This window comes from Methylobacterium sp. AMS5, assembly GCF_001542815.1.
Lineage (GTDB): Bacteria > Pseudomonadota > Alphaproteobacteria > Rhizobiales > Beijerinckiaceae > Methylobacterium.
In genome coordinates, this window is sequence record NZ_CP006992.1 from 1418803 (window position 1) to 1445239 (window position 26437).

Sequence of the window (26437 nt, forward strand, 5' to 3'; positions counted from 1 at the left end):
AGCCCCGGCCTTATCCCCGCGCGATGATCTCGCGGATGCGCAGGCCCAGGGTCTCGACCACGAACGGCTTGGTCAGCACCGCCATGCCGGGCTCGAGGTGGCCGTTGCCCACCGCCGCGTTCTCGGCATAGCCGGTGATGAACAGCACCTTGAGGTCGGGGCGCGAGAGACGGCCCGCATCGGCCATCTGGCGGCCGTTCATGCCGCCGGGGAGGCCGACATCGGAGATGAGCAGGTCGATGCGCACGTCCGATTGCAGCACCTTGAGGCCGCTGGCGCTGTCGGCGGCCTCGATCGCGTTGTAGCCGAGGTCTTCCAGCACCTCCGTCACCAGCATCCGCACGGTCGGTTCGTCATCGACCACGAGCACCGTCTCGCCGTGCTCGGCGCGCGGCGCATCGACCAGGGGGCCGAGCGGATCGAGCGCCTCCGCCTCGCCGTGGAAACGGGGCAGGTAGATGCAGACCGTCGTGCCCTGGCCGAGTTCGGAGTAGATCCGCACCTGCCCGCCCGTCTGCTTGGCGAAGCCGTAGATCATCGACAGGCCGAGACCCGTGCCCTGGCCGGTGGGCTTGGTCGTGAAGAACGGGTCGAACGCCTTGGCCCGCACGTCGGGGGTCATGCCGGTGCCGGTATCGGTCACGCACAGCGAGAGGTACTGGCCCGGCGGAACGTCGTGCTGGTGCGCGGCATGGGCGTCGAGCCACTTGTTGGCGGTCTCGATGGTGATGCGCCCGCCCTCGGGCATCGCGTCGCGGGCGTTGATGCAGAGGTTGAGCAGCGCGTTCTCGAGCTGCGGCGGATCGACGAGGGAGGGCCAGAGCCCGGCCGCCCCCACCACCTCGATGGTGATGGTGGGACCGACCGTGCGGCGGATCAGATCCTCCATCCCCATCACCAGCCGGTTCACGTCGGTGGGCCTCGGGTCCAGCGTCTGGCGGCGGGAGAAGGCGAGCAGGCGGTGGGTCAGCGCGGCGGCGCGCTTGGCCGCTCCTTGGGCGGCGCCCATGTAGCGGTCGACATCCTTGAGCCGGCCTTGGGCAATGCGGGTCTGCATCAGCTCCAGGCTCCCCGAAATGCCGGCGAGCAGGTTGTTGAAGTCGTGGGCGAGGCCGCCGGTGAGCTGGCCCACCGCCTCCATCTTCTGCGACTGGCGCAGGGCCTCCTCGGCCTCGGCCAGGGCGCGGGCCTGCCCCTTGATCGCGGTGACGTCGCGCACCGAGGCGTAGATGAGCCCCTGGCGCGGCACGGTGTTCCAGGAGAACCAGCGGTAATCCCCGTCGCGGGTCCGGTAGCGGTTCTCGAAGCCGAGCTGCATCTCACCGCGGGCGAGGCCAGCGGCGGCCGCGAGCGTCACGTCCCGATCCTCGGGATGGACGAAATCGAGGAAGGGGACCGCCTTCAACTCGGCCTCGCTCCAGCCCAGCGTGGCGCTCCAGGCCGGGTTGAGGCTGACGAAGCGGCCCTCGAAATCGGCCACGGCCAGAAGGTCGCTCGATGCCTGCCAGATCTGGTCGCGCTCGGCGGTGCGGGCGGCGACCTGCTCCTCCAGGGTCTCGTTGAGCCGGTGCAGGGCATCCTGGACCGCTCGCAGATCGGTGATGTCGGTGTTGGTGCCGAACCAGCGCACGACGGTGCCGGTCTCGTCGCGGATCGGCACGATGCGGGTCAGGAAGGGGCGGAACGTGCCGTCCCGGCCGCGCAGCGGGAAGGTCATCTCGAAGCGCTGGCCCGTGGCGATGGAGTGCTGCCAGCGTTCGGTCACGCCCGGCAGCGCGGCGGGATCGTGCACCGCCTTCCAGCCCCAGCCCTGCATGCTCTCGGCATCGGTACCGGTGTAATCATACCATCTGCGGTTGTACCAGTAGATATGGCCGTCGGCCCGGGCCATCCAGCACAGGGTCGGAATGTTGTCGGCCAGGGTCTCGAACTCCACCGCCTTCTCGCGCAGGAGCGCAGTGGCCCGGTCACGCTCGGCCGCGACGGCGCGACGCTCCTCCACGTCGATGAGCACGCCGGGAAAGCTGAGCGGCGTGCCGTCGGGCGCGTGGTCGACCCGGCCGTTGGCCTCGATCCAGTAATAGCGCCCGTCGGCGCGGCGCACCCGGTACTGGTAGGCGTAGGCGCCGCCGCGGGCGATGGCCTCGCCGATCGCTTCTGCCAGCCCGGCCTTGTCGTCGGGATGGACCGTCTCGACCACCTGGGCGAGGCTCAAGCCCTCGCGGCCGAGCGCCGGATCGAGGCCGAAGGCGCGGGCGAAGGCCTCGTCCACGGTGAAGCGGTCGGTGGGCAGATCCCAGAACCACGTGCCGACGATCGCGCCGGCCGAGAGCGCGAGCTGGACCCGCTCGGCGTTGACGCGGGCGAGCGCCTCGCTCTCCCGCAGGCGCCGCTCGACCTCGATCCGCTGGGTCACGTCGAGTTCGGCCACCACGCCGCCGACGATGGCGCCCGATCCGTCGCGGATCGGCGCGGCGTTGTTGAGGAACAGCCGCCGCCCGCCGCCGTCGAAGCGCTCGATCTCGATGAGTTCGCTGCGGACGGTCTCGCCGTGCAGCAGGGCGCGGGCCATGCCCCATTCCTCGGCGCGCAGGCGCTCGCCCGTCTCCGGCCAGTAGCCGACCCAAGCGCCGTAGCTTTCCCAGTTCGCGGTCAGCGGCGGCACGCCCCAGATCTCGCGGTTGGCGGCGTTGTCGTGCACGATCCGCCCGTCGGCGTCGGCGATGATCACGCCGACCGGCAGCCCCTCCAGGGTCGCGGCCAGGAGGGACTCGCTTCGGCGCAGGGCCGCCTCGCTCTCCCGCTGCAGCGCTTCCGTGCGGATGCGCTTCGTCGTCTCGTTGGTGAAGATGAACAGGCCGGCGATGCGGCCCTCCCCGTCGAGCACCCGCGAGTAGGAGAAGCTCCACCACGTCTGTGCCTCGCCTCGGTCGGTGGCGAGCGTCCAGGGCAGATCCTCGAAGCGGCGGCTCTTGCCGGCGAAGGCGTCGTCGATGATCGGCTTGGCCTGATCCCAGCCGTCGGCCCAGACCCGGTCGAAGCGCTCGCCCATGGCCCAGGCGAGGCGCGGCCCGAGCAACGGGAAGTAGGTGTCGTTGAAGAAGAAGTGCAGATCCGGGCCCCAGGCCAGGATCATGCTCTCGGGCGAGTTCAGCACGAGGCTGAGCGCCGTGCGCAGGGATTCCGGCCAGGTCTGCGGGGGCCCGAGGGGATGATCCGACCAGTCGCGCTCGGCGATCATGCGGGCGGCCGCGCCGCCGCCGGCCAGGAACGGGAGTGAGTCGGTCATCGGGCCGGGATTGCACAGGTCGCGCCCGGCCACCAGAGTCCGGGCCGCGTCCCAATTCGAACGTGATCGGGCCCGGCCGGCCGGTTCCGAATGCCCGGCGACGGATGCGGTTCATCCCGACAGCTTGGACCACCAGCTTTGGGAAGACTGTCTTCTCAGGCTTTCGCCATGGGACGTTGAGCAGCCGGGCGGTGCCATCGCCCGAGAACAAGCCCGTTGCCGAGGAGCACGAACAGGAGGCCCAAGCCGACCAACGGCGTGACCCGGTAGCTTTCGGCAAAGACCGAGATCGTCAGGGCGACGACCGGAAAGAGCATGGTCATCGAGGCCGCCCGCTCCGGTCCGAGGCGGTGAACGACGGTGAGGTAGGTGGTGAAGCCGATCACTGAGCCGGGGATGGCGAGATAGAGGAGAGATCCGACATAGGTGGGTGAGGTTTCGAAGGCGAAAGGGATGCTCTGCGCGAGAGCGACGAGCGACACGATCCCGGCCCCGTACAGCATCGCCCAGGCATTCACCGACGCGACCTGCAGGCCATGGCGCTGGTTGCGGGCCGAGACGAGGTTGCCGACGGAAAAGAACCACGTGCCGAGCAGCGCCAAACCTAAGCCGAAGGCCGTGTCGGCGCCGAATTGCGTGCTCGTCACCGTTTCCCAGAATAAGCAGGCAATCCCGGCAACGCCGAGCATCGCCCCGCCCAGAACCCGGCCCTCCGGCTTGCGGCGATGGATCAGGAAGGCGTTCGCCATGTTGAAGATCGTGGCCGCCGAGAACACCACCGCGACGATGCCGCTCGGGACGTAGATCGTCGCGTTGTAGAAACACAGGAAGTTGCACGAGAAGAGGCAGACGGCCTGAAGCGCGACGAAGGGCTGATGGCGAAGGGCAATGGGTTGGAAGCGCCGCATCGCGACCAAAGCCAGGAACAGCACCGATCCGGCCAGCGCGAAGCGGTACGCGATCGAGACCTCGACGGGCACGGCCCCGAGCTGGTTCTTGATAGCGATCCAAGTCGTGCCCCAGATCAGGACGGTCAGCGCATAGAAGAAGGCGGTCACGGGCGGTCCCTCGAGGCCGGTTGAGGCCAGCGAGAGCACAGCCGATGCCGCGCCAGGATGCTTTCCCGGATCGGCGACGGCTTTGCACAATCTTGGGCTTTTCCCGCCAGCGCGTTGCACCGATGCGAGGCGCAGTCCAAGGAACGCGGCGTCCTCTCTCGGCGGTGAGCATGGAACGCCCGTCCCCCAGCGTTGCCCGCACCCTCTCCCGGACCGGCGCGCACCTGATGCGGTCGGGAACGATCGGGCGCGGACTCTCGCTCGCCGAGTGGAGCAACCGCGACAACCAAGCCCGTTACGATCGGCCCGATCACCACACGCTCAGCATCTATCTCGACGGAGGCGAGCGCGTCGTGCGCGAAGACCGGCATTTGTCGGGCGGCGGGCCGGACAAGCTCTGCCTCTTGCCTGCCGGACACGAGAGCCGCTGGCACATCGGCGGATCGCTTCGGATGTTCCACCTTTATATCGAGCCTGACGTGCTCGCCTATCGGGCGTTGACGGCCTTTGACGTCGATCCGCGCCGGATCCACGTTCAAGACCTGACCTTCTCCGACGATCCCGCGATGGCGATGATCGTTCGCGGTGGCGTGATACCACTCGACTGGACGGAGGGAGGCGATGGCCCGGCGCTCGATGCCGCCTGCCACCTCCTCGTTCACCGCCTCCTACGGCAATACGCCAAGACCGCGGGGCCGGCGCCCCTCCGCGGTGGCCTGTCGCCCACGACGCGGCGACGGATTACAGCGTTGATCGAAGCGCATCTGGACGAGCCGCTGACGCTCGATCGATTGGCCGCCGAGGCTCGCCTCAGCACGTTCCACTTTGCCAAGATGTTTCGGGTCAGCTTCGGCATGCCCCCGCATCGCTATCTCGGCGCACGGCGCATCGAACGGGCAAAACAGCTCTTGAGAGGGGAACCGGTCGGACTGGCCGAAGTGGCGCTGGCCTGCGGCTATGCCTCGCAGAGCCACTTCACGCGCGTCTTCAAGACCGCGACCCAGGTGACGCCCGGCGAATGGAAAAAGCGATCGTGACCGCCGATTCCTAAAACGGCCGTGACGACAGCCGCCCTGCCGGTCATCACCTCCGCTACGCCGCGCGCCCGCGCCGCCCCTCGACCAGCCACATCGCCAGCACGGCGGCGGCAAGCGCCACCAAGGCCCACAGGCCGATGCCGAGGGGATAGACCTCGACGCCGCGGACCGTGGCGCTGTCGCTCGGGCGGAAGCCGATCCAGTCGGCGCCGCCCAGACGGCCGCCGCGGGTGATCTGGAGGCGGGGCACCTCGATGCCGCCACCGGCCGCCGCGACCCGGCGCACCGTGCCGCCGGAGCCGTCCGCCACGCCCTTCAGCCGCTCGGTGTCGCTGAACACGTCGGCGAGTTCGCGCGGGTTGGCCGGGCCGACGCTGACGAAGGCGACGAGGTTGCCCGAACGGATGGTATGGAGCCCGAGCCCCTCCGCCTCGAAGGTCGCGGTGAACAGGCCGGTCTCGGCCTTCGACAGGTCGAGCTCACGCTCCTTGCCGGTCGGACCGGTGATCGTGACCGGGCCCGCCGCCTCGGCCATGGTCTGGCGCTCGACGCGGACCTCGCGGCCCCGGCCCGTGGTCTGGGCCCGCAGAGCCTCCTCTTCGAGGGCCGGCTCCTTCATCAGCCAGTGGGCGAGGCGCCGCAGCAGATCGAGATAGGGGCCGCCCTGCTGGTAGCCGCGGGCCCAGAGCCAGGCCTGATCGGACAGCATCAGGGCGACGCGGCCCTTGTCTTCGCGAGAAAGGGCCAAGAGCGGCAGGCCGTTGGCGCCCGACAGGATCGGCTGCACGCCGGGCCGTGTCTGCGCCGAGACGATGCGCAGCCAATCCCCCCAGGCCGGCGGATTCGCCTCCGAGCCCGGCAGAGCCCGGGTGACGGGGTGGCGGTGGCCGGTCTCGGTGAGCGTCGCCTTGAACGGCTGCTCGATCACCTTCGTCGAAGGATCGCCCGGCAGGATCGAGGCGAGCCGGGTGCGGGCAAGGCTCGCAGGGCCGGCGAATTCCGGCCCGGCGGCGATGAGCAGCGCACCGCCCTCGCGGACATAGCGGGCGATGTTGTCGAAATAGGCGGACGGCAGCACGCTCTGGTTGGCGTAGCGGTCGAAGATGATGAGGTCGAAATCCTTGATCTTCTGGACGAACAGCTCGCGGGTCGGGAAGGCGATCAGCGAGAGTTCGGAGATCGGAGTGCCGTCCTGCTTCTCCGGCGGCCTGAGGATCGTGAAGTGGACGAGATCGACGGAGGCGTCCGACTTCAGGAGGTTGCGCCAGGTGCGCTCGCCCTGATGCGGCTCGCCGGAAACGAGCAGCACCCGCAGTTTCTCACGGATGCCCTCGATCGGCAGCACCGCGCGGTTGTTCACCGTGGTCAGTTCGCCGGGCAGCGGCTCGACCTCGATCTCGACCACGTTCGGGCCGCCATGCTCGATATGCGTGGTGAGCGAGAACGGCACGCCCGTCGCGATGCTCTGCCGGTCGATCTCCTCGCCGTCGCGGCGCACGGTGACGGTCGCCGTGCCGGTGCCGCCGCGCTCCATCACCTCGCCGCGCAAGGTGACGTCCCGGCCGACGATGCCGAAGCGGGGCGCTTCCAGCATCTTGATCTGACGGTCGCGCTCGTCCGGCCGTCCCGTGACGAGAACGTGCAGCGGCGCCTTGAGCCCGAGCGCTTGGAGCGAGGCGGGGATGTCGTGCACCACGCCGTCGGTGAGCATCACCACGCCGGCGATCCGCTCCGGCGGGACATCGGCGAGCGCCTGGGTGAGCGCCGTGAACAGCTTGGTGCCGTCGTCGCCCTCCCCACCCTGCGCATCGCCGACCTCGACGAAGCGGGGCTCGATGTTCGCGAGCGCACCGAAGCGCCGCTCCAGCTCGGCTTTCACCGCATCGGTCATGGCCGGGCGATCGCCCAAGCTTTGCGAGCCGGAGCGATCGACGACGATGGCCGCCACGTCTTTCACCGGGTCGCGGTCCTCGCGCACGAGCGAGGGGTTGGCGAGCGCGGCGATGACGAGGCCCAGCGCCACCGCCCGCAACAGGGCCGTGCGCCCGCGGGCGAGGACCGCGACGACGGCGAGGATCACGGCGAGCACGCCGAATCCGACGAGCACCGGCCAGGGGACGAGAGGCGTGAAGCTGAGGCTCAGCATCGGGCGGGGCCTTCAGGATGAAGCGCAAAAACCCCTCTCCCCGCAGCGGGGAGAGGGTTCGAGACGCGGCGTGGTCGCGCGGAAAAAATCACTGTCCCAACCGCTCCAGCAACGCCGGCACGTGGACCTGATCGGCCTTGTAGTTCCCGGTCAGGGTGTAGATCACGATGTTGATGCCGCCGCGGAACGCCATCTCGCGCTGGCGCTGGTCGCCGCCGGTGACGGGGTAGAGCGGCTCGCCGTTGCGGCCCACCGCCCAGGCGGCGGCGAGGTCGTTGCCGGTGATGATGAGCGGGGTGACGCCGTCGCCGGCCCGGGCCGGACGGCGCTCGCCGCCCTCGCCCGCGGGCGGAAGCGTCTCGACCCAGGTCTGTCCGGTACTGAGCCGGCCGGGGAAGGAATCCACGAGGTAGAACGCCTTGGTGAGCACGTGGTCGGCCGGCACCGGCTCCAGCTCCGGCACTTCGAGGGTGGCGAGCATCTTGCGGAGATACGCCGCCTCAGGGCTCGGCGGGCCGCCGGGGCGGGCGGTCTGGGCATCGCGGGTGTCGAAGATCACCGTGCCGCCGTTGCGCATGAAGGCGTCGATCTTGCGGATCGCCGCCTCGCTCGGCTGCGGACGGCCGGCGACGATCGGCCAGTAGATCAGCGGGTAGAAGGCGAGTTCGTCCTTCTCCGGATTGAGGCCCGCGGGCTCGCCGGGTTCCAGGGCGGTGCGGGCGGCGAGCATCTGGCTCAGGCCCGACAGGCCCGCCCGGCTCGCCGTATCCGTCGCGGCGTCGCCCGTGACGACGAAGGCGAGGCGGGTGGCGAGCGCCGACTCGATGCCGTTCGGCCGGTTGGCCGGTGGCTCCTGTGCCCGCACCGGCAACGGGGTGCAGGCCAGCGCAAGGCCGAGCAGCGCCGGCAGAAGCAGGGCGGCCGGTGCGGCCTTTCCGTGTGACCCTCGACCGAAACTGCGAAAAAATCCGCCGAGCCAGAGGCCGGCCAGGGTATCGAGGGCCAGCAACGCGAGGGCGAGGGTGAACAGGAACGCGCGCAGATCCAGTGTCTCGGCGCCGGCGAGCGAACCCGTGCGGGCGCCCTTGAGGCCGGTGAGGTCGAGGGGCTGGAGCCGATCGCCGGGCGCCAGGGCGTTGACGGCGATGCCGCCCTCCGCCGTGCCGTAGAAGCCGGGCGGGTGTTCGGGGCCGGCGCGGTCGGCGAAATCGGCCGGCACCGCAGTCGCGCTCGCGGGCGGCGAACCGAGCGCACCGAAGCCGTCGAGGGTCAGGCGCGGCGCCAGCAGAGCGGCCTTCGCCTGGCGCCCGTCGCCCTCGCCGAGCTTGGCCGACGGGCCGGCGAGCCCGACGACCCGGCGCAGCATGTCCACGAACAGGCCCGACAGGGGCAGGTTCGACCATGTCGTGTCGGCGGTCACATGAAACAGCACCACGAGCCCCTGCCCCCGCTTCTGCGCCGTGACGATGGGCGTGCCGTCCTCAAGCGCCGCCCAGGTCTTGCCCGGCAGGTCGCCATCGGGCTCGGCGAGGATCTGGCGGCGCACGCTGATATCGGCCGGCGGGTTCAGGCCGGCGAAGGGGCTCTCGGGGGCAAACGCCGCGAGCGTGCGCGGCCGGTCCCAGGAGAGGGTGCCGCCGAGGGATCGCCCGCCCCGGCGCAGGCGCACCGGCACGAGCGGGTCGTTGCCGGCGGCGAGGCGGGGGCCGGCGAAGCGCAGCAGCAGCCCGCCCTCGTCCACGAACTGCGCCACCCGCGCCAGCGTCCGGTCGTCCAGCGCGCCGACATCGGCGAGCGCCAGAACCGAGACCTGATTGTCGAGCATCTGGCCGATGGATTCGGCCGTGCCCTGGCCGCCGCGGGGCTGCTGCACGTCGGCGAAGGGGTTCAGCGCCTTGGCGAGGTAGTAGGTCGGCGCGAGCAGCGGCTGGGCCTGATCGAGGGTGCCGCCGAAGACGAGGCCGACCCGGCGGCGCTTGCCGCGCTCGTCCATCAGCACCACGGCGCCGGCCGAGCGCTCGCCCTCGATCTCGAGGCGGGCGATGGCGTTGCGCAGTTCCACCGGCAGGTCGAAGCTGACACGCGTCTCGCGTGCCTCCGGCTCCAGGGTGAAGCGGCTCTCGGCGAGCGGCAGGCCCTTCTGGTCGAGCGCCCGCACCAGCCCCGCATCGCGGCCGTTTCCTTCGGCCCGCAGCACCTGCGCCGAGAGCTTTTCGCCCGGCTGCACGGGGGAGCCTTCGAGCGCCAGCGCCGGGGATCGCTCGGCCTTCAGCACGGTCACCGCGCTGCCGTGGCGGGTCGCCATCTCGCCGAGGGACGTGGCAAAATCGGCCTCGCCCACGCCGCGCACGCCGTCGCTGATCCAGACGATCGAGGCGCCCGGCACCCGCTCGAGGAAGGTGCCGATCGCGGGCAGGTGCGCCCCGCGGCCACCGAGATGCGGGCGCGGTGTGATCGCGCGCAGGCGCTCCAGCGCGGCGGCCGGGGCCTTCGCCTCGAACGGCGCGGGGGGCTCGGCGCTCGCCACCAGTGCCACCGGGCGCCCGTCGCGGGCGGCGGCCTCGATCTCGTCGGTCGCCGCGCGCAGGCGGTCGCGCCAATCGTGGGCGGCAGCGACACCGTTGTCGAGGATGAGGAGCAGCGGGTTGCGCCCCGAGGCGGCACCGATGCCGCCGGGATTCCAAACCGGCCCGGCCACAGCGAGGATCAGGCAGGCGGCGGCGAGGATACGCAGGATCAGGAGCCAGGGCGGCGTGCGGGCCGGCGTCTCGCGCTTGGGCAGCAGGTCGGCCATCAGCGCCAGCGGCGGGAAGTGGATGCGGCGCGGGCGCGGCGGCGTGACCCGCAGCAGGATCCACAGGGCCGGCAGCGCGACGAGGGCGGCCAGCGCGAGGGGGGCGGCGAAGGTGAGCGGAATCCCGAACAATGCGCTTCGCCTTTCAGCCGAGGCCGCGCGCGGCGGCGACGAGCGTCAGCAGCCGCAGGGCCGCCTCGCTCGCCGGCCGGTCGGTCCGGTGGATCGTCAGCGTCCAGCCCCGCTGCCGGGCGATCTCGGACAGGCCGTCGCGATGGGCCGCGATGCGGGTGCGATAAGCCTCGCCCCAGGCGCCCGCCTCGCCGATGTCGAGGCTGAGGCCGCCCTCGGGATCGTGCAGCACCGCCTGGCCGGTGAAGGGGAAGGTCTCCTCCACCGGATCGGCCACCAGCACGAGATGGCCGTGGGTGCCGCGCGCCGAGATCGTCTGCACGGCGCTGCGCACCCGATCCAGCGGCGTGAGGAAATCGCTGATCAGCACCACTTCGTCGAACCGGCCGGGCGTGGCTGCCGGCGGCAGGTCCTGGGTCAGGCCGGCCCGGTCGTTCACGAGCGCCTGGGCGAGCCGCTCCACGATGCCACGGGTCGCGCTGGAGCGGGTGAGCCCGAGCAGGCCGACGCGCTCGCCGCCCTCGACGAAGGTATCGGCCAGCGCCAACCCCAGCACTAGGGCCCGCTCGACCTTGGAGGTCTGGGCGAGGTCCGAGGCGAAGCCCATGGAGGCGGAGCGGTCGATCCAGATCCAGATGTTGTGGGCCGCCTCCCACTCGCGCTCGCGCACGTAGAGCCGGTCGTCGCGGGCGGAGCGGCGCCAGTCGACCCGCGCCGCGGCCTCGCCGGGCACGAAGGGGCGGAACTGCCAGAAGCTCTCGCCCGGCCCCGCGCGGCGGCGGCCATGCAGGCCGTGCGCCAGGGTGCCGGAGACGCGCCGCGATTCGAGCACGAGCCGCGGCATCACCTCGGCGAGCGCCAGGGCGCCACCGGTCTCGGGACCGCCGGGGCGGCGGCTCTCGGCCTCGACGAGCCGGGTGGAGGCCATCCGCGGCGGGCTCAGAGTTTCGCGGCGAGCTGGCCGATCAGGCCGGTCACCGTCTCGCCGTCGGCGCGCGCCGCGAAGGTCACCGCCATGCGGTGCTTGAGCACCGGCTCGGCAAGCGCCTTCACGTCGGCGACGGAGGGGGCGACCCGGCCCTCGATCAGCGCGCGGGCGCGCACGGCCAGCGTCAGCGCCTGACTGGCGCGGGGGCCCGGCCCCCAGAGCAGCTTCTTGCCAACCGACGGATCGCCGCCCTCGGGACGCGCCGAGCGCACGAGGTCGAGGATGGCGTCGACAACGGCATCGCCCACCGGCAGGCGCCGCACGAGGCGCTGGGCCGTGAGCAACTGCTCGGTGGTCATCACGGTCTTGGCCCGCGCGTCCTCGACGCCCGTCGTCTCGATCAGGATGCGGCGCTCGGCGGCGCGGTCGGGGTAGCCGACATCGATCTCCAAGAGGAAGCGGTCGAGCTGCGCCTCGGGCAGCGGGTAGGTGCCCTCCTGCTCGATCGGGTTCTGCGTCGCCAGCACGTGGAAGGGGCGCGGCAGGTCGTGGCGCTCGCCCGCCACCGAGACGAAATGCTCCTGCATCGCCTGGAGCAGCGCCGATTGCGTGCGCGGGCTGGCGCGGTTGATCTCGTCGGCCATCAGGAGCTGGGTGAAGACCGGGCCCTTGACGAAGCGGAACGAGCGGCGGCGCTCGGCATCCTCATCGAGGATCTCGGTGCCCAGGATGTCGGAGGGCATCAGGTCCGGCGTGAACTGCACGCGGCGGGCGTCGAGACCGAGCACGGTGCCCAGCGTCTCGACCAGCTTGGTCTTGGCCAGGCCCGGCAGGCCGACGAGGAGGCCGTGGCCGCCGGCCAGAATCGTGACCAGCGCCAGATCGACGATCTTCTCCTGGCCGAAGATGACGCCGTGGATCGCCTCCCGCGCCTGCTCGATCGCGGCGAGGCAGGTCTCGGCGGTGGCGACGATCCCGTCGTCGAGGCTCGTCGTGCTGGCCGATCCGGCGCCCTGTGCCATGAAGTGAACCTTGCGATGGCCGGGCGCGGAGGCCCGGAAAGTGCGGAGTCTGGCGCCGAACGCGGGCCGAACGCAAGCGCGGCGCTGCCGCGCGGCAGATCGGCACTATATGGGCGCTCCAGACCCGGCGGGCAGGACGCCCGCGACATCGTGCATCGCGGACGCAGCGCGTCCGCCCCGAGGAAAGCGAGACCGGATGACGGACGAGGAGCGCGCGGTCTTCCCCGAGGGGTGGGAGGCTTTCACCGATCCGGGCTTCATCGCCCATGTCGGGCCGGTCTATCACCGGACGGTCGAGGGCACGAAAGCGTTCGCCTTCCGCACCGACGAGCGGCACGGCAACCTCGTCGGCATCGTCCATGGCGGCGCGCTGCTCACCTTCGCCGACCGGGCGCTCAGCATCGTCGTGCGCGACGCCTGCGACGGGGCCCGCGCGGTGACGATCGAGATGTCGAGCCAGTTCGTCGGCGCGGCCCAGATCGGCGACCTGATCGAGACGGTGCCGGAGATCGTGCGGAAAACCGCGTCCCTCGTCTTCGTGCGCGGCACGCTCACCAGCGGCGGCCGGCCGCTGGCGGCGGTGACGGGAATCTGGAAGGTTCTGCGGGACAAGCCCGGCGACAAGTCATGACCCAGAGCACACCCGACGATCCGGCGCTCGCCCGCCTCAGCGCCGCCCTCGGCGAGATCGGCAAACGCGGCCTGCCTCCGGTTGAGCGCTGGAATCCGGAGCATTGCGGCGAGATCGACATCCGCATCGCCGCCGACGGCACGTGGTTCCACGACGGCTCGGCGATCCGTCGGCCGAAGCTGGTCAAGCTCTTCGCCTCGATCCTGCGCAAGGAGCCCGACGGCTCGACCGTGCTCGTCACACCGGCCGAGAAAGTCCGCATCACCGTCGAGGATGCGGCATTCGCAGCCGTGGAAATGGCGGTGGAGGGCGAGGGCGAAGGCCGCCGCATCGCCTTCCGCACCAACGTGGACGACCTCGTCCCGGCCGATGCCGAGCATCGCTTGCGCTTCGAGGACGGGGCGGAGGGTCTCAAGCCCTACATCCATGTCCGCCGCGACCTCTGGGCCCTGGTGAGCCGCCCCCTGACCTACGATCTCGTGGAGATGGGCGAGGAGCGCGAGATCGACGGGCAGAGGTGGTTCGGGCTCTGGGCCGGGGGGCATTTCCACCGCATCGCCCCGGCAGAGGCGGCGTGAGGCTGTCCGAGGCGGCGGCCGGGCCTGAGGCGGAGGGGCTCGCGGATGATTTCGGCCTCGACGCCTTCCTGGCGCGGGCGGAAACCCGCTTGAGCCACGTGCCGCCGGGGCCGGGCGTGCCGCTGTCGAACCCGCGCGGCGACCACGACCTCCAGCCGGAGGGTCTTTCCGTTGCGCCGGCCACGCCCCACCGGCCGGCAGCGGTGCTGGTGCCTGTGATCGACCGGCCCGAGGGTGCGACGCTGCTGTTCACGCGGCGGGCGGCACATCTGCGTGACCATTCGGGGCAGGTCGCCTTCCCCGGCGGCAAGGTCGATCCGGAGGACACCACGCCGATCGACACCGCTTTGCGCGAGGCCTGGGAGGAAATCGGGCTCGAGAGCGACGCCGTGCGACCGCTCGGCTATCTCGATCCCTATCTCTCCGGCACCGGCTTCCTCGTGATGCCGGTGGTCGGCCTCGTGGCGCGCGACGCCGTGCTGCGGCCGAACCCGGCGGAGGTGGCGGCCGTGTTCGAGGTGCCGCTCGCCTTCCTCATGGACCCGGCGCGTCATCTCGTCCGTTCGGCGGAATGGAAGGGCCGGACGCGCTATTTCTACGCCATCCCCTTCGCCGAGCACCTGATCTGGGGCGTCACGGCAGGGATCGTGCACAACCTCCAAGAACGCCTTTATCCCTGAACGCCTTTATCCCTGAACGCCTTTATCCCTGAACGCCTCGACGCTTGACGGGCGCCCCGCGGCCCCTCGCAGAATTGCGCCATCCATGCTCCGCCTCGTCCTCCAGGAAATCCTCCTGTTCTCCCTGCCCTTCCTGGCCTTCGCGGGCTGGCTGCTGTTCGCCCGGCGCTCGCCGCTCGACCATGCGCATTGGAAGCCGCACTGGACGCGGCTGATCCTGGCCGGACTGTTCATCGTCATCGCCTCCCTCATCACGGTCGGGTTGAGCGGACAGGACATGAAGGACGGCTACGAGCTGCCGCGCTTCGAGAACGGCCGGCTGGTGCCGGGCCATTTCCGATGATCACCGACACGCTGCCCTCATCCCTTGCCCCGCCGCTGGTCGCGGACGGCCCGGCCCGCCTCCTGGCGCGGGCGGGCGTGCAAGCCTGCCTCGCGGCGCTCGATGCGCCGGGCGAGGAGACGCGTCTCGTCGGCGGCTGCGTGCGCGACGCGCTGCTGGGCGCCATCGTCGCCGACATCGACCTTGCCACCACGCTGCGGCCCGAGGCCGTGATGGCCTGCGCCCGCGCCGCCGGGATCAAGGCCGTGGGCACGGGGATCGAGCACGGCACGGTCACCCTCGTCGTCGGCGGCGAGCCGCACGAGGTGACGACCCTGCGCGAGGACGTGGAGACCGACGGACGCCACGCGGTGGTGCGTTTCGGCCGCGACTTCGTTCGCGATGCCGAGCGGCGCGACTTCACCATCAATGGCCTCTCGCTCGATGCGCAGGGACGCCTCCACGACACGACCGGGGGCGTCGCCGACCTCGCCGCCGGCCGGGTGCGCTTCATCGGCGACGCCGCGACCCGCCTGCGCGAGGATGCCTTGCGGCTGCTGCGCTTCTTCCGCTTCCACGCCCGCTACGGGAGCGGCGCACCGGATGCGGAGGGCCTCGCCGCCTCCATCGCGGCCCGCGGCAGCCTCGACCGGCTCTCGCGGGAGCGGGTGCGCGCCGAGTTCCTGAAGCTGCTGCTCGCGCCCCGCGCCGTCGATGCGGTGGCGATCTTGAGCGAGACCGGCCTGCTCCCGCGCATCCTCGGCGGCGTCGGCGAGCTCGGCCGACTCGCCCGCTGCGCGGCGGCCGAGCTGCGCCTCGACGCCACGGCGCGCTTTTCCGCGCTCGCGGTGCGGACGATCGAGGACGCGGACCGGCTGCAGGCGGGCCTTCGCCTGTCGCGGGCCGAGCATGCGCGCCTCACCGGCTACGCCATCGCCCTCGCGGCCCTCCACGACCGGCCGGTGATCGAGGCCGACGCGGTGCCGGCTCTCGTCGCCACCTACAATGCCGGGCCCCTTCGTGAGTTGCTGATCGCCCTCGATGGCGAGCCGCGCCCGCGCATGACGCCGGAGGCGCGGGCCGTGCTCGATCAGATGGAAGCCGCCGGCACGCGCCCCGTCCTCCCCGTGACGGGCGGCGACCTCGTGGCGCGCGGCGTAAAGCCGGGCCGGGCGGTCGGCACGGGGTTGCGCGCGGCCCGGAAACTCTGGCTCGCCAGCGGATGCCCGGACGACGCCGAGGCGCGCGAGCGGCTGATCGCGCGAGCGCTGGAAGCTGCAGCCGCGCCATAGCCGGCTCGCCCGGCAGCATCCGCATGCACGATGCTCTGGCCTCTTGTTTTCGCATCATCTTTCTTCGAAAGCCGGAGGCCACCTTTCGGGATGATGCTCCAGCGCAAAAACACGAAAAGGCGCCGGTTTCCCAGCGCCTTCCGAAATCCGAAGCCCTGACGGAAATCAGCGGTTCAGCGTGTTCTTGGCTTCCTGCATCTGAACGATCTGGGCGTTCAGCGCCTCGCGCTTGGCGAGATCCTGGGTCGCATCGCGGGCGAGTTCCGCCGCCTCGATCTCCCTGTCGATCATGGCGGGGGTGACTTCTTCGATCGGCGCGGCGCGCTCGGCCAGAACCGTCACGCTCTTGGGTCCGATATCGGCGAAGCCGCCCTGGACGTAGATGCGCTTGCCGTTGCCGGTCGTCTCCGTGACGGTGATGACGCCGACCTTGAGGGTGGTCAGCACCGGGGCATGGCCCGGCAGCACGGTCATCTCGCCCTCGGAGCCGGGAAGCTGCACGGCCTCGACTTCGCCGGAATACAGCGTCCGCTCGGGGCCGACGAAATCGAAGTGGAAGGTGGCCATCGTCAATCAGGTCCCGAGGTTTGATGTCAGCGCCGGCTGCGGTCGGCGACGAAGCCTGCTCCGAAGCCGACGACGGCGCCGATCAGGGCGAACAGCCCGACATGCTGGAGCTGGCCGGTGGTCAGCTCTCCGCCGCGTGCGCCCGCCGCCGAGTCCTTGTCCTGGATCTCGACGCTGAGCGGGCCGAGCTTGAGCTCGGCGGCCTGCGGCCGGGTCAGGTAGCCGACGAGGCCCCCGACCACGACGCCGACGAGAAGGAGAACGACTTTGGCGTTCATGATCGTTCCCGCGCCCGTGCCTTAGAGCATTGTCGTGGATATAGGATCCAAGACAATGCTCTAACCTTTTGTTCTTGCATCATCTTGTTCCGAAAGCCGGCAACCACCTTTCGGGATGATGCCTTAGGCGGCCGCGAGCTTCTTGGCCTTTTCCTGGGCGTCCTCGATGGTGCCGACCATGTAGAACGCCGCCTCGGGCAGGTCGTCGTACTTGCCTTCGACGAGGCCCTTGAAGCCCTTGATGGTGTCTTCCAGCGGCACCTGGATGCCCGGCGAGCCGGTGAAGATCTCGGCCACCGAGAAGGGCTGCGAGAAGAAGCGCTCGATCTTGCGGGCGCGGGCCACCGTCAGCTTGTCCTCTTCCGACAGCTCGTCCATCCCGAGGATGGCGATGATGTCCTGAAGCGACTTGTAGCGCTGCAGCGTCTGCTGGACCTTACGGGCGACTTCGTAATGCTCTTCGCCGAGGATGGCGGGCGACAGCATGCGCGAGGTCGAGTCGAGCGGATCGACGGCCGGGTAGATGCCCTTCTCGGCGATCGAGCGCGACAGCGTCGTGGTCGCGTCCAAGTGGGCGAAGGAGGCGGCGGGCGCCGGGTCGGTCAGGTCGTCGGCCGGGACGTAGATCGCCTGCACCGAGGTGATCGAGCCCTTGGTCGTCGTGGTGATGCGCTCCTGCAGGGCGCCCATGTCGGTGGAGAGCGTCGGCTGATAGCCCACCGCCGACGGGATGCGGCCGAGCAGCGCCGAAACCTCGGAGCCGGCCTGGGTGAAGCGGAAGATGTTGTCCACGAAGAACAGCACGTCCTGGCCCTGGTCGCGGAAGTCCTCGGCGATGGTCAGGCCGGTGAGCGCGACGCGCGAGCGGGCGCCGGGGGACTCGTTCATCTGGCCGTAGACCAGCGCGCACTTGGAGCCCTCGGCCGAGCCGCCGTTCTCCTTGGGGTTCTTGTTGACGTTGGACTCGATCATCTCGTGGTAGAGATCGTTGCCCTCGCGGGTGCGCTCGCCGACGCCGGCGAAGACCGAGTAGCCCGAGTGAACCTTGGCGATGTTGTTGATCAGCTCCATGATCAGCACGGTCTTGCCGACGCCGGCGCCGCCGAACAGGCCGATCTTGCCGCCCTTGGCGTAGGGGGCGAGCAGGTCGACGACCTTGATGCCGGTCACCAGGATTTGCGACTCGGTCGACTGATCGGTGTAGGGCGGGGCGGGCTGATGGATGGCGCGCAGGGTGTCCGACTGGATCGGGCCGGCCTCGTCGATCGGCTCGCCGATGACGTTCATGATGCGGCCGAGCGTGTTGTGGCCGACCGGCACCTTGATCGGCGCGCCGGTATCGCGGACTTCCTGGCCACGCACGAGGCCCTCGGAGGTGTCCATTGCGATGCAGCGGACGGTGTTCTCACCGAGCTGCTGAGCGACTTCGAGAACGAGGCGGCTGCCCTGGTTCCGGGTCTCGAGCGCGTTCAGGATTTCCGGCAGGTGGTCTTCGAACTGCACGTCCACGACGGGGCCGATGACCTGGGTGATCTTGCCCTTGGCGCCGGTCGTCTGCAGGGGGGAAGCGGTGTTCGCCATTGCGATGGTTCCTTTATGCGGCGGTCAGAGCGCTTCCGCGCCCGAAATGATCTCGATGAGTTCCTTGGTGATCATGGCCTGACGCGTCCGGTTGTAGATCAGCGTCTGCTTCTTGATCATCTCGCCCGCGTTGCGGGTCGCCGAATCCATGGCGCTCATGCGTGCGCCCTGCTCGGAGGCGGCGTTCTCGAGCAGCGCCCGGAAGATCTGGACGGTGAGGTTCTTCGGGAGCAGCGTCTCGAGGATGGTTTCCTCGTTCGGCTCGAATTCCATCGCGGCATCGGAGCCGGCGCCGGTGGCGGCAGCGCCCTCGGCCTTCGGCAGCTCGGCCGGGATGAGCTTCTGCGCCGTCGGGATCTGCGAGATCACCGAACGGAACTCCGAGTAGAACAGCGTCGCGACGTCGAACTCGCCGGCCTCGAAGCGTGCGAGGATGTCGTCGGCGATCTCGGCGGCGAAGGGGTAGTCGACCGGCTTGTTGCCGCGGATGTCGCGGGAGGCGACGATCTGGTCGCGGAACTGCCGACGCAGGACGTCGAGGCCCTTCTTGCCGATCGTCATGATCTTGACGGTCTTGCCGTCGGCCATCAGCCGGTTGGCGTGGTCGCGGGCGAGACGCGCAATCGAGGAGTTGAACGCGCCGGCCAAGCCGCGGTCGCCGGTGCAGACGACGAGCAGGTGCACCCGGTCCTGACCGGTGCCGGAGAGCAGGCGCGGGGCGCCGACGCCGCCGATCAGGTTGCCGGCCAGGTTGCCGAGCACCTGGGCCATCTTCTCGGCGTAGGGACGCCCGTTCTCGGCAGCGTTCTGGGCGCGCCGCAGCTTTGCGGCGGCGACCATCTGCATCGCCTTGGTGATCTTCTGCGTCGCCTTCACCGAGGTGATGCGGTTCCGCAGATCCTTCAAGCTGGGCATCGGTGGGCGTCCGGGTCCGTTCGGAAGGGCCTCTCCTCACCCTGCGGGGAGGAGCCGGAGGTCGGGGTGGCTCGAGCGGCGCCGGGAGCTTCGTCCGGCACCGCCCGCCCCCTGCCCCCTCCCGCATGCGGGAGGGGGCGTGCGTTCGTCAGGCGAACGGCGTGTCCTTAAGCGAACGACTTGGCGGTGGCCTCGACCACGCCCTTGAGCGTGTTGGCGTTGGCCTCCGACAGGTCCTTGGAGTCGCGCACCGCGTTCAGCCAATCCTGGTGCTTCGAGCGCAGGGTGCCGAGGAGTTGCTCCTCGAAGGCACGGACCTTCGCCACCGGCAGCTTGTCGAGGTAGCCGTTGACGCCGGCGTAGATCACCGCGACCTGCTCTTCCATCTTCAGCGGCGAGAATTGCGGCTGCTTCAGAAGCTCGGTGAGGCGCGCGCCGCGGTTGAGCAGACGCTGGGTCGAGACGTCGAGATCCGAGCCGAACTGCGCGAAGGCCGCCATCTCGCGGTACTGCGCCAGCTCACCCTTGATCTTGCCGGCGACCTTTTTCATCGCCTTGGTCTGGGCCGAGGAGCCCACCCGCGAGACCGAGAGGCCGACGTTCACCGCCGGGCGGACGCCCTGGTAGAACAGGTCGGTCTCGAGGAAGATCTGGCCGTCGGTGATCGAGATCACGTTGGTCGGGATGTAGGCCGAGACGTCGTTGGCCTGGGTCTCGATCACCGGAAGCGCGGTGAGCGATCCGTTGCCGGCGGCGTCGCCCATCTTGGCGGCGCGCTCGAGCAGGCGCGAGTGGAGGTAGAACACGTCGCCCGGGTAAGCCTCGCGGCCCGGCGGGCGGCGCAGCAGCAGCGACATCTGGCGGTAGGCCACGGCCTGCTTGGAGAGGTCGTCATACACGATCACGGCGTGCATGCCGTTGTCGCGGAAATACTCGCCCATGGCGCAGCCGGCGAACGGCGCGATGAACTGCATCGGCGCGGCGTCCGACGCGGTGGCGGCGACGACGATGGAGTATTCCAGGGCGCCCTGGTCCTCCAGCACCTTCACGAACTGGGCCACCGTCGAGCGCTTCTGGCCGATGGCGACGTAGACGCAGTAGAGCTTGGCGTTCTCGTCCGCGCCGGCATGGGCCGACTTCTGGTTGAGAATGGTGTCGAGCGCGATGGCGGTCTTGCCGGTCTGGCGGTCGCCGATGATCAGCTCGCGCTGGCCGCGGCCGACCGGGATCAGGGCGTCGATCGCCTTGAGGCCGGTGGACATCGGCTCGTGCACCGACTTGCGCGGGATGATGCCCGGCGCCTTCACGTCGACGCGGCGACGCTCGGTCGACTGGATCGGGCCCTTGCCGTCGATCGGGTTGCCGAGACCGTCGACCACGCGGCCGAGCAGGCCCTTGCCGACCGGCACGTCCACGATGGAGCCGGTCCGCTTGACGGTCTGGCCTTCCTTGATGTCGCGGTCGGAGCCGAAGATCACGACGCCGACATTGTCCTGCTCGAGGTTGAGGGCCATGCCGCGCACGCCCGACTCGAACTCGACCATCTCACCGGCCTGGACGTTGTCGAGGCCGTAGACGCGGGCGATGCCGTCGCCGACCGCGAGCACCTGCCCGACTTCCGTGACCTCGGCCTCCTGGCCGAAATTCTTGATCTGCTCTTTCAGGATCGCGGAGATCTCGGCGGCGCGGATGTCCATCGTCGGGCCTCTTTAAAGGTCTGGGGCTGTCTGTTCGGCTGTCGGGAGGTTCGCGAGGGTCTTCTTGAGACCGCTCAGCGGGCTTCCCGCATGGCGAGGCGGATGCTGTTGAGCTTGGTCCGGAGCGAGGCGTCGACCATGCGCGAGCCCATCTTGACGACGATGCCGCCGATCAGGCTCGGGTCGATGTGGAGATCGAGATCGATCTCGCTCTTGGCGACGTCGCGCAACGAGGCCTTGATGTCCTCGATCACTGCGTCGGAAGGCTTCTCGGCGACGCGGACCTCGGCGCGGATGATGCCCTTGGATTCACGCACCTTCTCGCGATAGGCGCGGATCATGCCCGGCAGGGCGAAGAGGCGGCGGTTGGCTGCCGAGAGCTTGATGAAGTTGGCGGCCAGACCCGAGATCCCCGCCCGTTCGAGCAGGGCGCCCATGGCAGCCGTCTGCTCTGCGGCCGAGTAGGCCGGGCTCTTCACGAGGCGGCGCAGGTCGTCGCTCTCGCGATAGAGCGCGTCGAACGCATCGAGGTTCTTCGCGACGTCATCGACCTGACCCTGATCGTGAGCCAGTTCGTACAGGGCCAACGCGTAGCGGCCCGCCACACCGGCCAACAGGGGACCCTCGGAACCGTTCTGCGCCACCCGTCGCTCTCTCTTGTCCTTGCCCGCCGGCCCCTCATGCTCGAACTCGCCTTGTGACGGCGAGAGCGTGAGACCCGTGGGGATTGGAATTGCACCGGGCTCGGAAGGCCTTGATCGGTCTCCCCGCGGCGCGGCTGTCGCCTAGCATGCGTTCCGAGGGGGCGCAAGGCAACGTTAGGGCCATGGTTGAGCGCGTCCGCAGCATGGCGAACCGCCGCGCCGGATCACGACGGACCCTGCGCGGCGTTCTTCGCGCCCGGTCAGATCCAGCCCTGCAACTCCCGCCGCACCACGTTCTCGATCACCCGCATGCCGAGGTCGGAGTCGTTGAGGCAGGGAATGAAGGCGTATTTCTCGCCGCCGTTCTCCTCGAAATAGTGGCGGTTCTCGCCGTCGAGTTCCTCAAGCGTCTCCAGGCAGTCGGCGGTGAAGCCCGGCGCCACGATCGCCATGCGCTTCACGCCGGCCTTGGCCAGGCCCTGCACGGTCTCGTCGGTGTAGGGTTTGAGCCATTCCTCGTTGCCGAAGCGCGACTGGAAGGTCACCCGCATCCGCTCGGGCGAGTAGCCCATCGCCTCGCGGATCAGCCGGCCGGTCTTGAGGCACTGGCAATGGTAGGGATCGCCCTTGAGCAGGTAGCTCTTGGGCACGCCGTGGAAGGAGGTGAGGATCACCTCCGGCTCGAAATCGAGCTTGGCCAGCCCCTCGCGGATCGATTGGGCCATGGCTTCGATGTAGACGGGATCGTCGTGGTAGGGGGCTGAGACCCGCACGGTCGGCTGCCAGCGCATCTGCATCAGGGCCTTGAAGGCCTGATCGCAGGCGGTGGCCGAGGTCGCCGCCGCGTATTGCGGATAGAGCGGCACCAGCAGGATGCGGTCGCAGCCCTGGTCCAGCAGCGCCTGGATGCGCAGGCTCACTTCCGGCTTGCCGTAGCGCATCGCCCAATCGACCACGACGGAATCGCCCATCGCCGCCTGGAGCTTCTCGCACTGGCCGCGGGTGATCGTCTTGAGCGGGCCTTCGTCGCGCTCGTTGTTCCAGATGCTGGCGTAGTCGCGGCCTTTCGGCCCCGGCCGTTTGGTCAGGATGATGAGATTGAGGAGCGGCCACCAGATCAGCCGCGGCACCTCGATCACCCGGCGGTCGGAGAGGAACTCCTTGAGATAGCGGCGCATAGGCCAGTAGCTCGTGCCCTCGGGGGTGCCGAGATTCATCAGCAGCACGCCGACGCGGCCGGTCCGCACCGCCGGGTGGTCGGGCGGCAGGGCGGTGGGCGCGACCGGCACGGGATCGCGCAGGAGGGTTTGGGGTTCGACGCGTTCGTTCATCGGATTTCCGGTCACGGGCTCCCCGCCTCCCTCAATGCGGCAAGCGATCCGGTTGTGCGGACCGGCCGTTCGATCTAGAGCAGGCGGCTTTTCAAGGCCGAGACTCACCCGAGAGAGAACACTCTTGCGGGGCGTCCGGCCCGAATCTCGGCAAACCCTTTGCCCGAAATCGCTCCGGAGGCCAGCGCGACATGCCGTCCCCCCGCTACTTCCTGAAGCACTTCGTGCCGTTCACCGGCTATCCCTACGAGGGGGCGCCGGCCGCGTGCAACCTGTGCGGATGTCGCGACGCCGTCACCGTGGCCGAGACCGACCGGCGGCTCAAGACCCTGCGCTCGATCGCCTGTCTGCAATGCGGCCTGATCCGCACCGACCCGATGCCGACGCCGGACGAGCTGGCCGAATATTATTCGACCGCCTACCGCGCCGATTACCAGCTCGCCTTCGCGGGCGGGCCGCCGCGCCACCACCTCAACCGCTCGGCCCGCGAGGCGACGTTCCGCGCCGACCTGCTGGCGCCGAAGCTGAAGCCCGGCGCGCAGCTGCTCGATTTCGGCTCAGGATCGGGCGAGTTCCTGGCGGAGGCCAAAAGGCGCGGCTGCGAGGTGATCGGCGTCGAGCCCGGCCGCGACTACGCGACCTTTGCCCGGACGCATCACGGCGTCGAGGTGCTCGACGAGGCCGAGGACCCGAACCGCTTCCCCGCCGGCCATTTCGACGTGATCTCGACCCACCACGTGCTGGAGCATCTGCGCAACCCGGCCGAGACGATGGAGCGGCTGGCCGGCTGGCTGAAGCCCGACGGCATCCTCTACGCGGCGGTGCCGAACATGGCCGCCACCGGCAAGCCGCCGCACGAGCGCTTCCACTTCGCCCATGTCCACGGCTACGTGCGCGAGACCTTCGATCTCTTGGCCCGCCGCGCCGGGCTCGTGCCGCATACGGATTACTGGCGCGAAGACACCACGGTGGTCTACCGCAAGACCGATGCGCCCGCCGTGCCGCTGACGAATCCCGGTCTCGCCGACCGGCTCGCCGTCGATCTGAAGCCGATGTCGGCGGGGCTCTACTTCGCCTCGGGCGCCTGGATCTGGCCGGCGCTGCGGCGCAACGCCAAGGCGGTGCGGGACGGGATGAGCAAGGACGGGCTCGCCAAGCGCTGAGGCGCCGATGCGCCCCACCCGCCGCGAGACCGTCGCCGGGCTCGGCGCCGGGCTTCTCGCAGCCGGCAGCGGTGCGGCGCTTGCCGGCACGCCGACCTTCACCCTGCTCCTCGTCAACGACATCTACGCGATGGACGCGGTGGAGGGGCGCGGCGGCTTTGCCCGGCTCAATGCGGTGGTGAAGGCCGAGCGCGCCCGCGGCGTGCCACTGCTCTACGCGCATGCCGGCGACAGCTTCTCGCCCTCGCTGATGTCGGGCTTCGACCGGGGCGCGCATATCGTCGAACTGCTGAATCTGGCGCCGCCGGACGTGTTCGTGCCGGGCAACCACGAGTTCGATTTTGGCCCCGAGGTGTTCGCCGAGCGACGGAACGAGGCCCGTTTCCCCTTCCTCGCCGCCAACCTGCGCGGGGCCGACGGCCAAACGCTGCCCGGCATCGAGGATTCGCGGCTGATCGAACTCGGCGGCATCCGCGTCGGCCTCGTCGGCATCGCCCTGCAGGCGACGCCGGAAAAATCGCAATCCGGCAACCTCAGCTTCGGCCCCGAGATCGAGACGCTGGCGCGCGAAGCGGACGCCCTGCGCAAGGCCGGCGCGCAGATGATCGTCGGCATCGCCCACACCGCGCGGGTGACCGACGACGCGATCGTGCGGGCGCGCCTCGTCGATATCCTGCTCTCGGGCCACGATCACGACCTCGTCGTGCGCGACGACGGGCAGACGGTGATGGTCGAATCGAGCCACGACGCCCACTTCGTCACCGCGGTCGACGTCTTCGTCACGGCCAAGGCCGACGGCTCGGTGCGCTGGCGCGCCGGCTTCCGCATCCACGACACCGCCGAGGTGACGCCCGATCCGGAAACGCTCGCCGTGGTGCGCCGGCTCGGGGGTGAACTGTCGCGGGAGCTCGACGTCGTGATCGGCACGACGCAAGGCGCGCTCGACAGCCGGATCACCTCGGTGCGGGTGCGGGAAGCGAGCTTCGGCGATCTCGTCGCCGACGCGGTGCGGGTGGGGACCGAGGCCGAGATCGGCCTGATGAACGGCGGCGGCATCCGCGGCGACCGGCTCTACCCGGCGGGCACGGCGCTCACCCGGCGCGACATCCTCAGCGAATTGCCCTTCGGCAACACCACCGTGCTCGTGGCGATCGACGGGGCGACCCTGCGCGAGGCCCTGGAGAACGGATTTCGCGATCTCGGCCGCCCCTCGGGCCGGTTCCTGCAACTCTCCGGAATGGTGGTGACGCTCGACCCGAACGCGCCGCCCGGCCGGCGCGTCGTGTCCGCGACGATCGACGGCGCACCCCTGGACGACGCCCGCATCTACCGCGTGGCCGCCAACGACTTCATGCTGCGCGGCGGCAACGATTACGGGATGCTGGCCCGGGGCCGCGTCCTGATCGGCGGCACGGACGGGCGGCTGCTCGCCAACGAGGTGATGGCCTATATCCGGGCCCGCGCGCCGCTGCCGGCCGAGCCCGGAGGGCGGATTCGGGTGCGGCCGTGAAAAGCGGCATGAGAGGGGACTTCACGTGACCGGACCCGTCGAGGCCGCACTCGCCGCGTTTCGCGCCAGCGGCTCCCCCTGGCTCGACCTGCCCTTCTTCCGGGAGGGCGCGGCGGATCGGGTCGCGAAAAAGGTCGAGGCGCGCGTCGCGTCCGGGGCGACAGTGCTACCGGAGCCCGCCGCGATCTTCCGTGCGCTGACGCTGACGCCCCTGCCCGCGGTGAAGGCGGTGATCCTCGGCCAGGACCCCTACCCCACGCCGGGCGACGCCAACGGGCTCGCCTTCTCCTATGTCGGCCCGCGCCGCCTGCCGGCCTCGCTCAAGGTGATCCTGGCCGAACTCGCGCCCGAGGGGGAGACGCCCGACCTCTCGACCGGCGACCTCACGCCCTGGGCGGAGCGCGGCGTCCTGCTTCTGAACGCGGCGCTCACGACGGAGGCCGGCAAATCCGGCGCGCATCTGCGGTTCGGCTGGTCGCAGCTCACCGACGAGGCGGTGGCCGCCGTCTCCGCTCGCGACGAGCCGGCGGTGTTCCTGCTCTGGGGCGCCCAGGCCCGCGCCCGCGAGGCGCTGATCGACACGGGCCGCCACGGCGTCATCGCCTCGGGCCACCCCTCCCCGCTCAACCGCGCCCGCGACTTTCCGGGCTCGCACCCGTTCGACCGGGCGAATGCGTGGCTCGAGGCGCAGGGACGCGCGCCGATCGACTGGCGGCTGGATGGGAATTGACATCGCGCCAGTTTGACGCGGCGAGGAGCTGCTTTCGATCCGGCCCGGCGTGAACGCCTGATACGGTTTCCGCTCGATCCAAGCGGGGACCGTATCGCTCAACCCGCGCGGC

Annotated in this window: 22 protein-coding genes; 9 read left to right on the plus strand and 13 right to left on the minus strand. The window is 70.0% G+C overall.

The window, feature by feature from the left end; genetic code table 11:
• Window positions 1–10: 10 nt before the first annotated feature.
• Together Y590_RS06480 and Y590_RS06485 are read right to left on the minus strand one after the other, a co-directional pair.
• The gene (locus Y590_RS06480) at window positions 11–3289 is read right to left on the minus strand and encodes a PAS domain S-box protein (protein ID WP_144439938.1); all 3279 of its coding nucleotides are present in this window, start codon (window positions 3287–3289) and stop codon (window positions 11–13) included.
• Between the two features lie 155 nt (window positions 3290–3444).
• Window positions 3445–4347: a DMT family transporter gene (locus Y590_RS06485; protein ID WP_060772188.1), complete on the minus strand. Its 903-nt coding sequence runs from the start codon at window positions 4345–4347 to the stop codon at window positions 3445–3447.
• Window positions 4348–4517: 170 nt separating this feature from the next.
• Between Y590_RS06485 and Y590_RS06490 the strand changes: the two genes are divergently transcribed.
• On the plus strand, window positions 4518–5384 hold the full coding sequence (locus Y590_RS06490) for a helix-turn-helix domain-containing protein (protein ID WP_060769125.1): 867 nt from the start codon (window positions 4518–4520) through the stop codon (window positions 5382–5384).
• A gap of 55 nt (window positions 5385–5439) precedes the next feature.
• Here the strand turns inward: Y590_RS06490 and Y590_RS06495 are convergent, their stop codons facing one another.
• The 4 genes from Y590_RS06495 to Y590_RS06510 all read right to left on the minus strand — a co-directional run bounded on the left by Y590_RS06495 (window position 5440) and on the right by Y590_RS06510 (window position 12406).
• Window positions 5440–7530, minus strand: coding sequence for a hypothetical protein (locus Y590_RS06495; RefSeq protein ID WP_060769126.1), 2091 nt, complete (start codon window positions 7528–7530; stop codon window positions 5440–5442).
• An 88-nt stretch (window positions 7531–7618) separates the two neighbouring features.
• On the minus strand, window positions 7619–10456 hold the full coding sequence (locus Y590_RS06500) for a DUF4159 domain-containing protein (RefSeq protein WP_060769127.1): 2838 nt from the start codon (window positions 10454–10456) through the stop codon (window positions 7619–7621).
• A gap of 13 nt (window positions 10457–10469) precedes the next feature.
• Entirely contained in the window at window positions 10470–11384 is a 915-nt protein-coding gene (locus tag Y590_RS06505; RefSeq protein ID WP_060769128.1) for a DUF58 domain-containing protein, read from the minus strand.
• Window positions 11385–11395: 11 nt separating this feature from the next.
• Window positions 11396–12406: an AAA family ATPase gene (locus Y590_RS06510; RefSeq protein WP_060769129.1), complete on the minus strand. Its 1011-nt coding sequence runs from the start codon at window positions 12404–12406 to the stop codon at window positions 11396–11398.
• 196 nt (window positions 12407–12602) lie between these two features.
• Here Y590_RS06510 and Y590_RS06515 point away from each other — a divergent pair, with 196 nt between their 5' ends.
• The 5 genes from Y590_RS06515 (at window position 12603) to Y590_RS06535 (ending at window position 15909) form a co-directional block, all read left to right on the plus strand.
• Window positions 12603–13037: a PaaI family thioesterase gene (locus tag Y590_RS06515; RefSeq protein WP_060769130.1), complete on the plus strand. Its 435-nt coding sequence runs from the start codon at window positions 12603–12605 to the stop codon at window positions 13035–13037.
• Window positions 13034–13615: a DUF1285 domain-containing protein gene (locus Y590_RS06520; protein WP_060769131.1), complete on the plus strand. Its 582-nt coding sequence runs from the start codon at window positions 13034–13036 to the stop codon at window positions 13613–13615. Before Y590_RS06515 ends, Y590_RS06520 begins: the two co-directional genes overlap by 4 nt.
• Window positions 13612–14295, plus strand: a complete 684-nt coding sequence (locus Y590_RS06525; RefSeq protein ID WP_060769132.1) for a CoA pyrophosphatase — start codon at window positions 13612–13614, stop codon at window positions 14293–14295. The genes Y590_RS06520 and Y590_RS06525 overlap by 4 nt, the downstream gene beginning before the upstream one ends.
• A gap of 85 nt (window positions 14296–14380) precedes the next feature.
• Window positions 14381–14638, plus strand: a complete 258-nt coding sequence (locus Y590_RS06530) for a DUF6111 family protein (protein ID WP_060769133.1) — start codon at window positions 14381–14383, stop codon at window positions 14636–14638.
• A complete protein-coding gene (locus tag Y590_RS06535; RefSeq protein ID WP_060769134.1) occupies window positions 14635–15909 on the plus strand; it encodes a CCA tRNA nucleotidyltransferase in 1275 nt (424 codons plus the stop codon). Before Y590_RS06530 ends, Y590_RS06535 begins: the two co-directional genes overlap by 4 nt.
• A gap of 165 nt (window positions 15910–16074) precedes the next feature.
• On the opposite strand, the gene Y590_RS06540 is transcribed toward Y590_RS06535, so the two are convergent.
• From Y590_RS06540 to hemH, 7 genes are all read right to left on the minus strand, one after another.
• Window positions 16075–16476: a F0F1 ATP synthase subunit epsilon gene (locus Y590_RS06540; protein WP_060769135.1), complete on the minus strand. Its 402-nt coding sequence runs from the start codon at window positions 16474–16476 to the stop codon at window positions 16075–16077.
• 26 nt (window positions 16477–16502) lie between these two features.
• Window positions 16503–16754 carry a hypothetical protein gene (locus Y590_RS06545; protein ID WP_060769136.1) on the minus strand — a complete coding sequence of 84 codons (252 nt, stop codon included), beginning with the start codon at window positions 16752–16754 and terminating at the stop codon, window positions 16503–16505.
• 123 nt (window positions 16755–16877) lie between these two features.
• Entirely contained in the window at window positions 16878–18335 is a 1458-nt protein-coding gene (gene atpD / locus Y590_RS06550; RefSeq protein WP_060769137.1) for a F0F1 ATP synthase subunit beta, read from the minus strand.
• A 24-nt stretch (window positions 18336–18359) separates the two neighbouring features.
• Window positions 18360–19250, minus strand: a complete 891-nt coding sequence (locus tag Y590_RS06555; protein ID WP_060769138.1) for a F0F1 ATP synthase subunit gamma — start codon at window positions 19248–19250, stop codon at window positions 18360–18362.
• 167 nt (window positions 19251–19417) lie between these two features.
• Window positions 19418–20947, minus strand: coding sequence for a F0F1 ATP synthase subunit alpha (atpA, locus tag Y590_RS06560; protein WP_060769139.1), 1530 nt, complete (start codon window positions 20945–20947; stop codon window positions 19418–19420).
• 74 nt (window positions 20948–21021) lie between these two features.
• Window positions 21022–21591, minus strand: a complete 570-nt coding sequence (locus Y590_RS06565) for a F0F1 ATP synthase subunit delta (RefSeq protein WP_060769140.1) — start codon at window positions 21589–21591, stop codon at window positions 21022–21024.
• A 260-nt stretch (window positions 21592–21851) separates the two neighbouring features.
• Complete coding sequence (hemH, locus tag Y590_RS06570) at window positions 21852–22922, minus strand: ferrochelatase (RefSeq protein WP_060769141.1); 1071 nt, start codon at window positions 22920–22922, stop codon at window positions 21852–21854.
• Between the two features lie 191 nt (window positions 22923–23113).
• Here hemH and Y590_RS06575 point away from each other — a divergent pair, with 191 nt between their 5' ends.
• The 3 genes from Y590_RS06575 to Y590_RS06585 are packed head-to-tail and all read left to right on the plus strand — an operon-like array spanning window position 23114 to window position 26325.
• Window positions 23114–24085 (plus strand): class I SAM-dependent methyltransferase, encoded by a 972-nt coding sequence (locus Y590_RS06575; protein WP_060769142.1) that lies wholly within the window; start codon window positions 23114–23116, stop codon window positions 24083–24085.
• 7 nt (window positions 24086–24092) lie between these two features.
• The gene (locus Y590_RS06580) at window positions 24093–25595 is read left to right on the plus strand and encodes a bifunctional metallophosphatase/5'-nucleotidase (protein ID WP_060769143.1); all 1503 of its coding nucleotides are present in this window, start codon (window positions 24093–24095) and stop codon (window positions 25593–25595) included.
• Window positions 25596–25620: 25 nt separating this feature from the next.
• On the plus strand, window positions 25621–26325 hold the full coding sequence (locus Y590_RS06585) for a uracil-DNA glycosylase (protein ID WP_060769144.1): 705 nt from the start codon (window positions 25621–25623) through the stop codon (window positions 26323–26325).
• Window positions 26326–26437 lie beyond the last annotated feature (112 nt).

What these genes read in the sequence shown, in the direction of transcription:
- Y590_RS06480 (WP_144439938.1), bottom strand. Translation starts at nt 3,289, where the DNA reads ATGACCGACTCACTCCCGTTCCTGGCCGGCGGCGGCGCGGCCGCCCGC.
- Y590_RS06490 (WP_060769125.1), top strand. Translation starts at nt 4,518, where the DNA reads ATGGAACGCCCGTCCCCCAGCGTTGCCCGCACCCTCTCCCGGACCGGC.
- Y590_RS06495 (WP_060769126.1), bottom strand. Translation starts at nt 7,530, where the DNA reads ATGCTGAGCCTCAGCTTCACGCCTCTCGTCCCCTGGCCGGTGCTCGTC.
- Y590_RS06505 (WP_060769128.1), bottom strand. Translation starts at nt 11,384, where the DNA reads ATGGCCTCCACCCGGCTCGTCGAGGCCGAGAGCCGCCGCCCCGGCGGT.
- Y590_RS06510 (WP_060769129.1), bottom strand. Translation starts at nt 12,406, where the DNA reads ATGGCACAGGGCGCCGGATCGGCCAGCACGACGAGCCTCGACGACGGG.
- Y590_RS06515 (WP_060769130.1), top strand. Translation starts at nt 12,603, where the DNA reads ATGACGGACGAGGAGCGCGCGGTCTTCCCCGAGGGGTGGGAGGCTTTC.
- Y590_RS06520 (WP_060769131.1), top strand. Translation starts at nt 13,034, where the DNA reads ATGACCCAGAGCACACCCGACGATCCGGCGCTCGCCCGCCTCAGCGCC.
- Y590_RS06530 (WP_060769133.1), top strand. Translation starts at nt 14,381, where the DNA reads ATGCTCCGCCTCGTCCTCCAGGAAATCCTCCTGTTCTCCCTGCCCTTC.
- Y590_RS06535 (WP_060769134.1), top strand. Translation starts at nt 14,635, where the DNA reads ATGATCACCGACACGCTGCCCTCATCCCTTGCCCCGCCGCTGGTCGCG.
- Y590_RS06540 (WP_060769135.1), bottom strand. Translation starts at nt 16,476, where the DNA reads ATGGCCACCTTCCACTTCGATTTCGTCGGCCCCGAGCGGACGCTGTAT.
- Y590_RS06545 (WP_060769136.1), bottom strand. Translation starts at nt 16,754, where the DNA reads ATGAACGCCAAAGTCGTTCTCCTTCTCGTCGGCGTCGTGGTCGGGGGC.
- atpD (WP_060769137.1), bottom strand. Translation starts at nt 18,335, where the DNA reads ATGGCGAACACCGCTTCCCCCCTGCAGACGACCGGCGCCAAGGGCAAG.
- Y590_RS06555 (WP_060769138.1), bottom strand. Translation starts at nt 19,250, where the DNA reads ATGCCCAGCTTGAAGGATCTGCGGAACCGCATCACCTCGGTGAAGGCG.
- atpA (WP_060769139.1), bottom strand. Translation starts at nt 20,947, where the DNA reads ATGGACATCCGCGCCGCCGAGATCTCCGCGATCCTGAAAGAGCAGATC.
- hemH (WP_060769141.1), bottom strand. Translation starts at nt 22,922, where the DNA reads ATGAACGAACGCGTCGAACCCCAAACCCTCCTGCGCGATCCCGTGCCG.
- Y590_RS06575 (WP_060769142.1), top strand. Translation starts at nt 23,114, where the DNA reads ATGCCGTCCCCCCGCTACTTCCTGAAGCACTTCGTGCCGTTCACCGGC.
- Y590_RS06580 (WP_060769143.1), top strand. Translation starts at nt 24,093, where the DNA reads ATGCGCCCCACCCGCCGCGAGACCGTCGCCGGGCTCGGCGCCGGGCTT.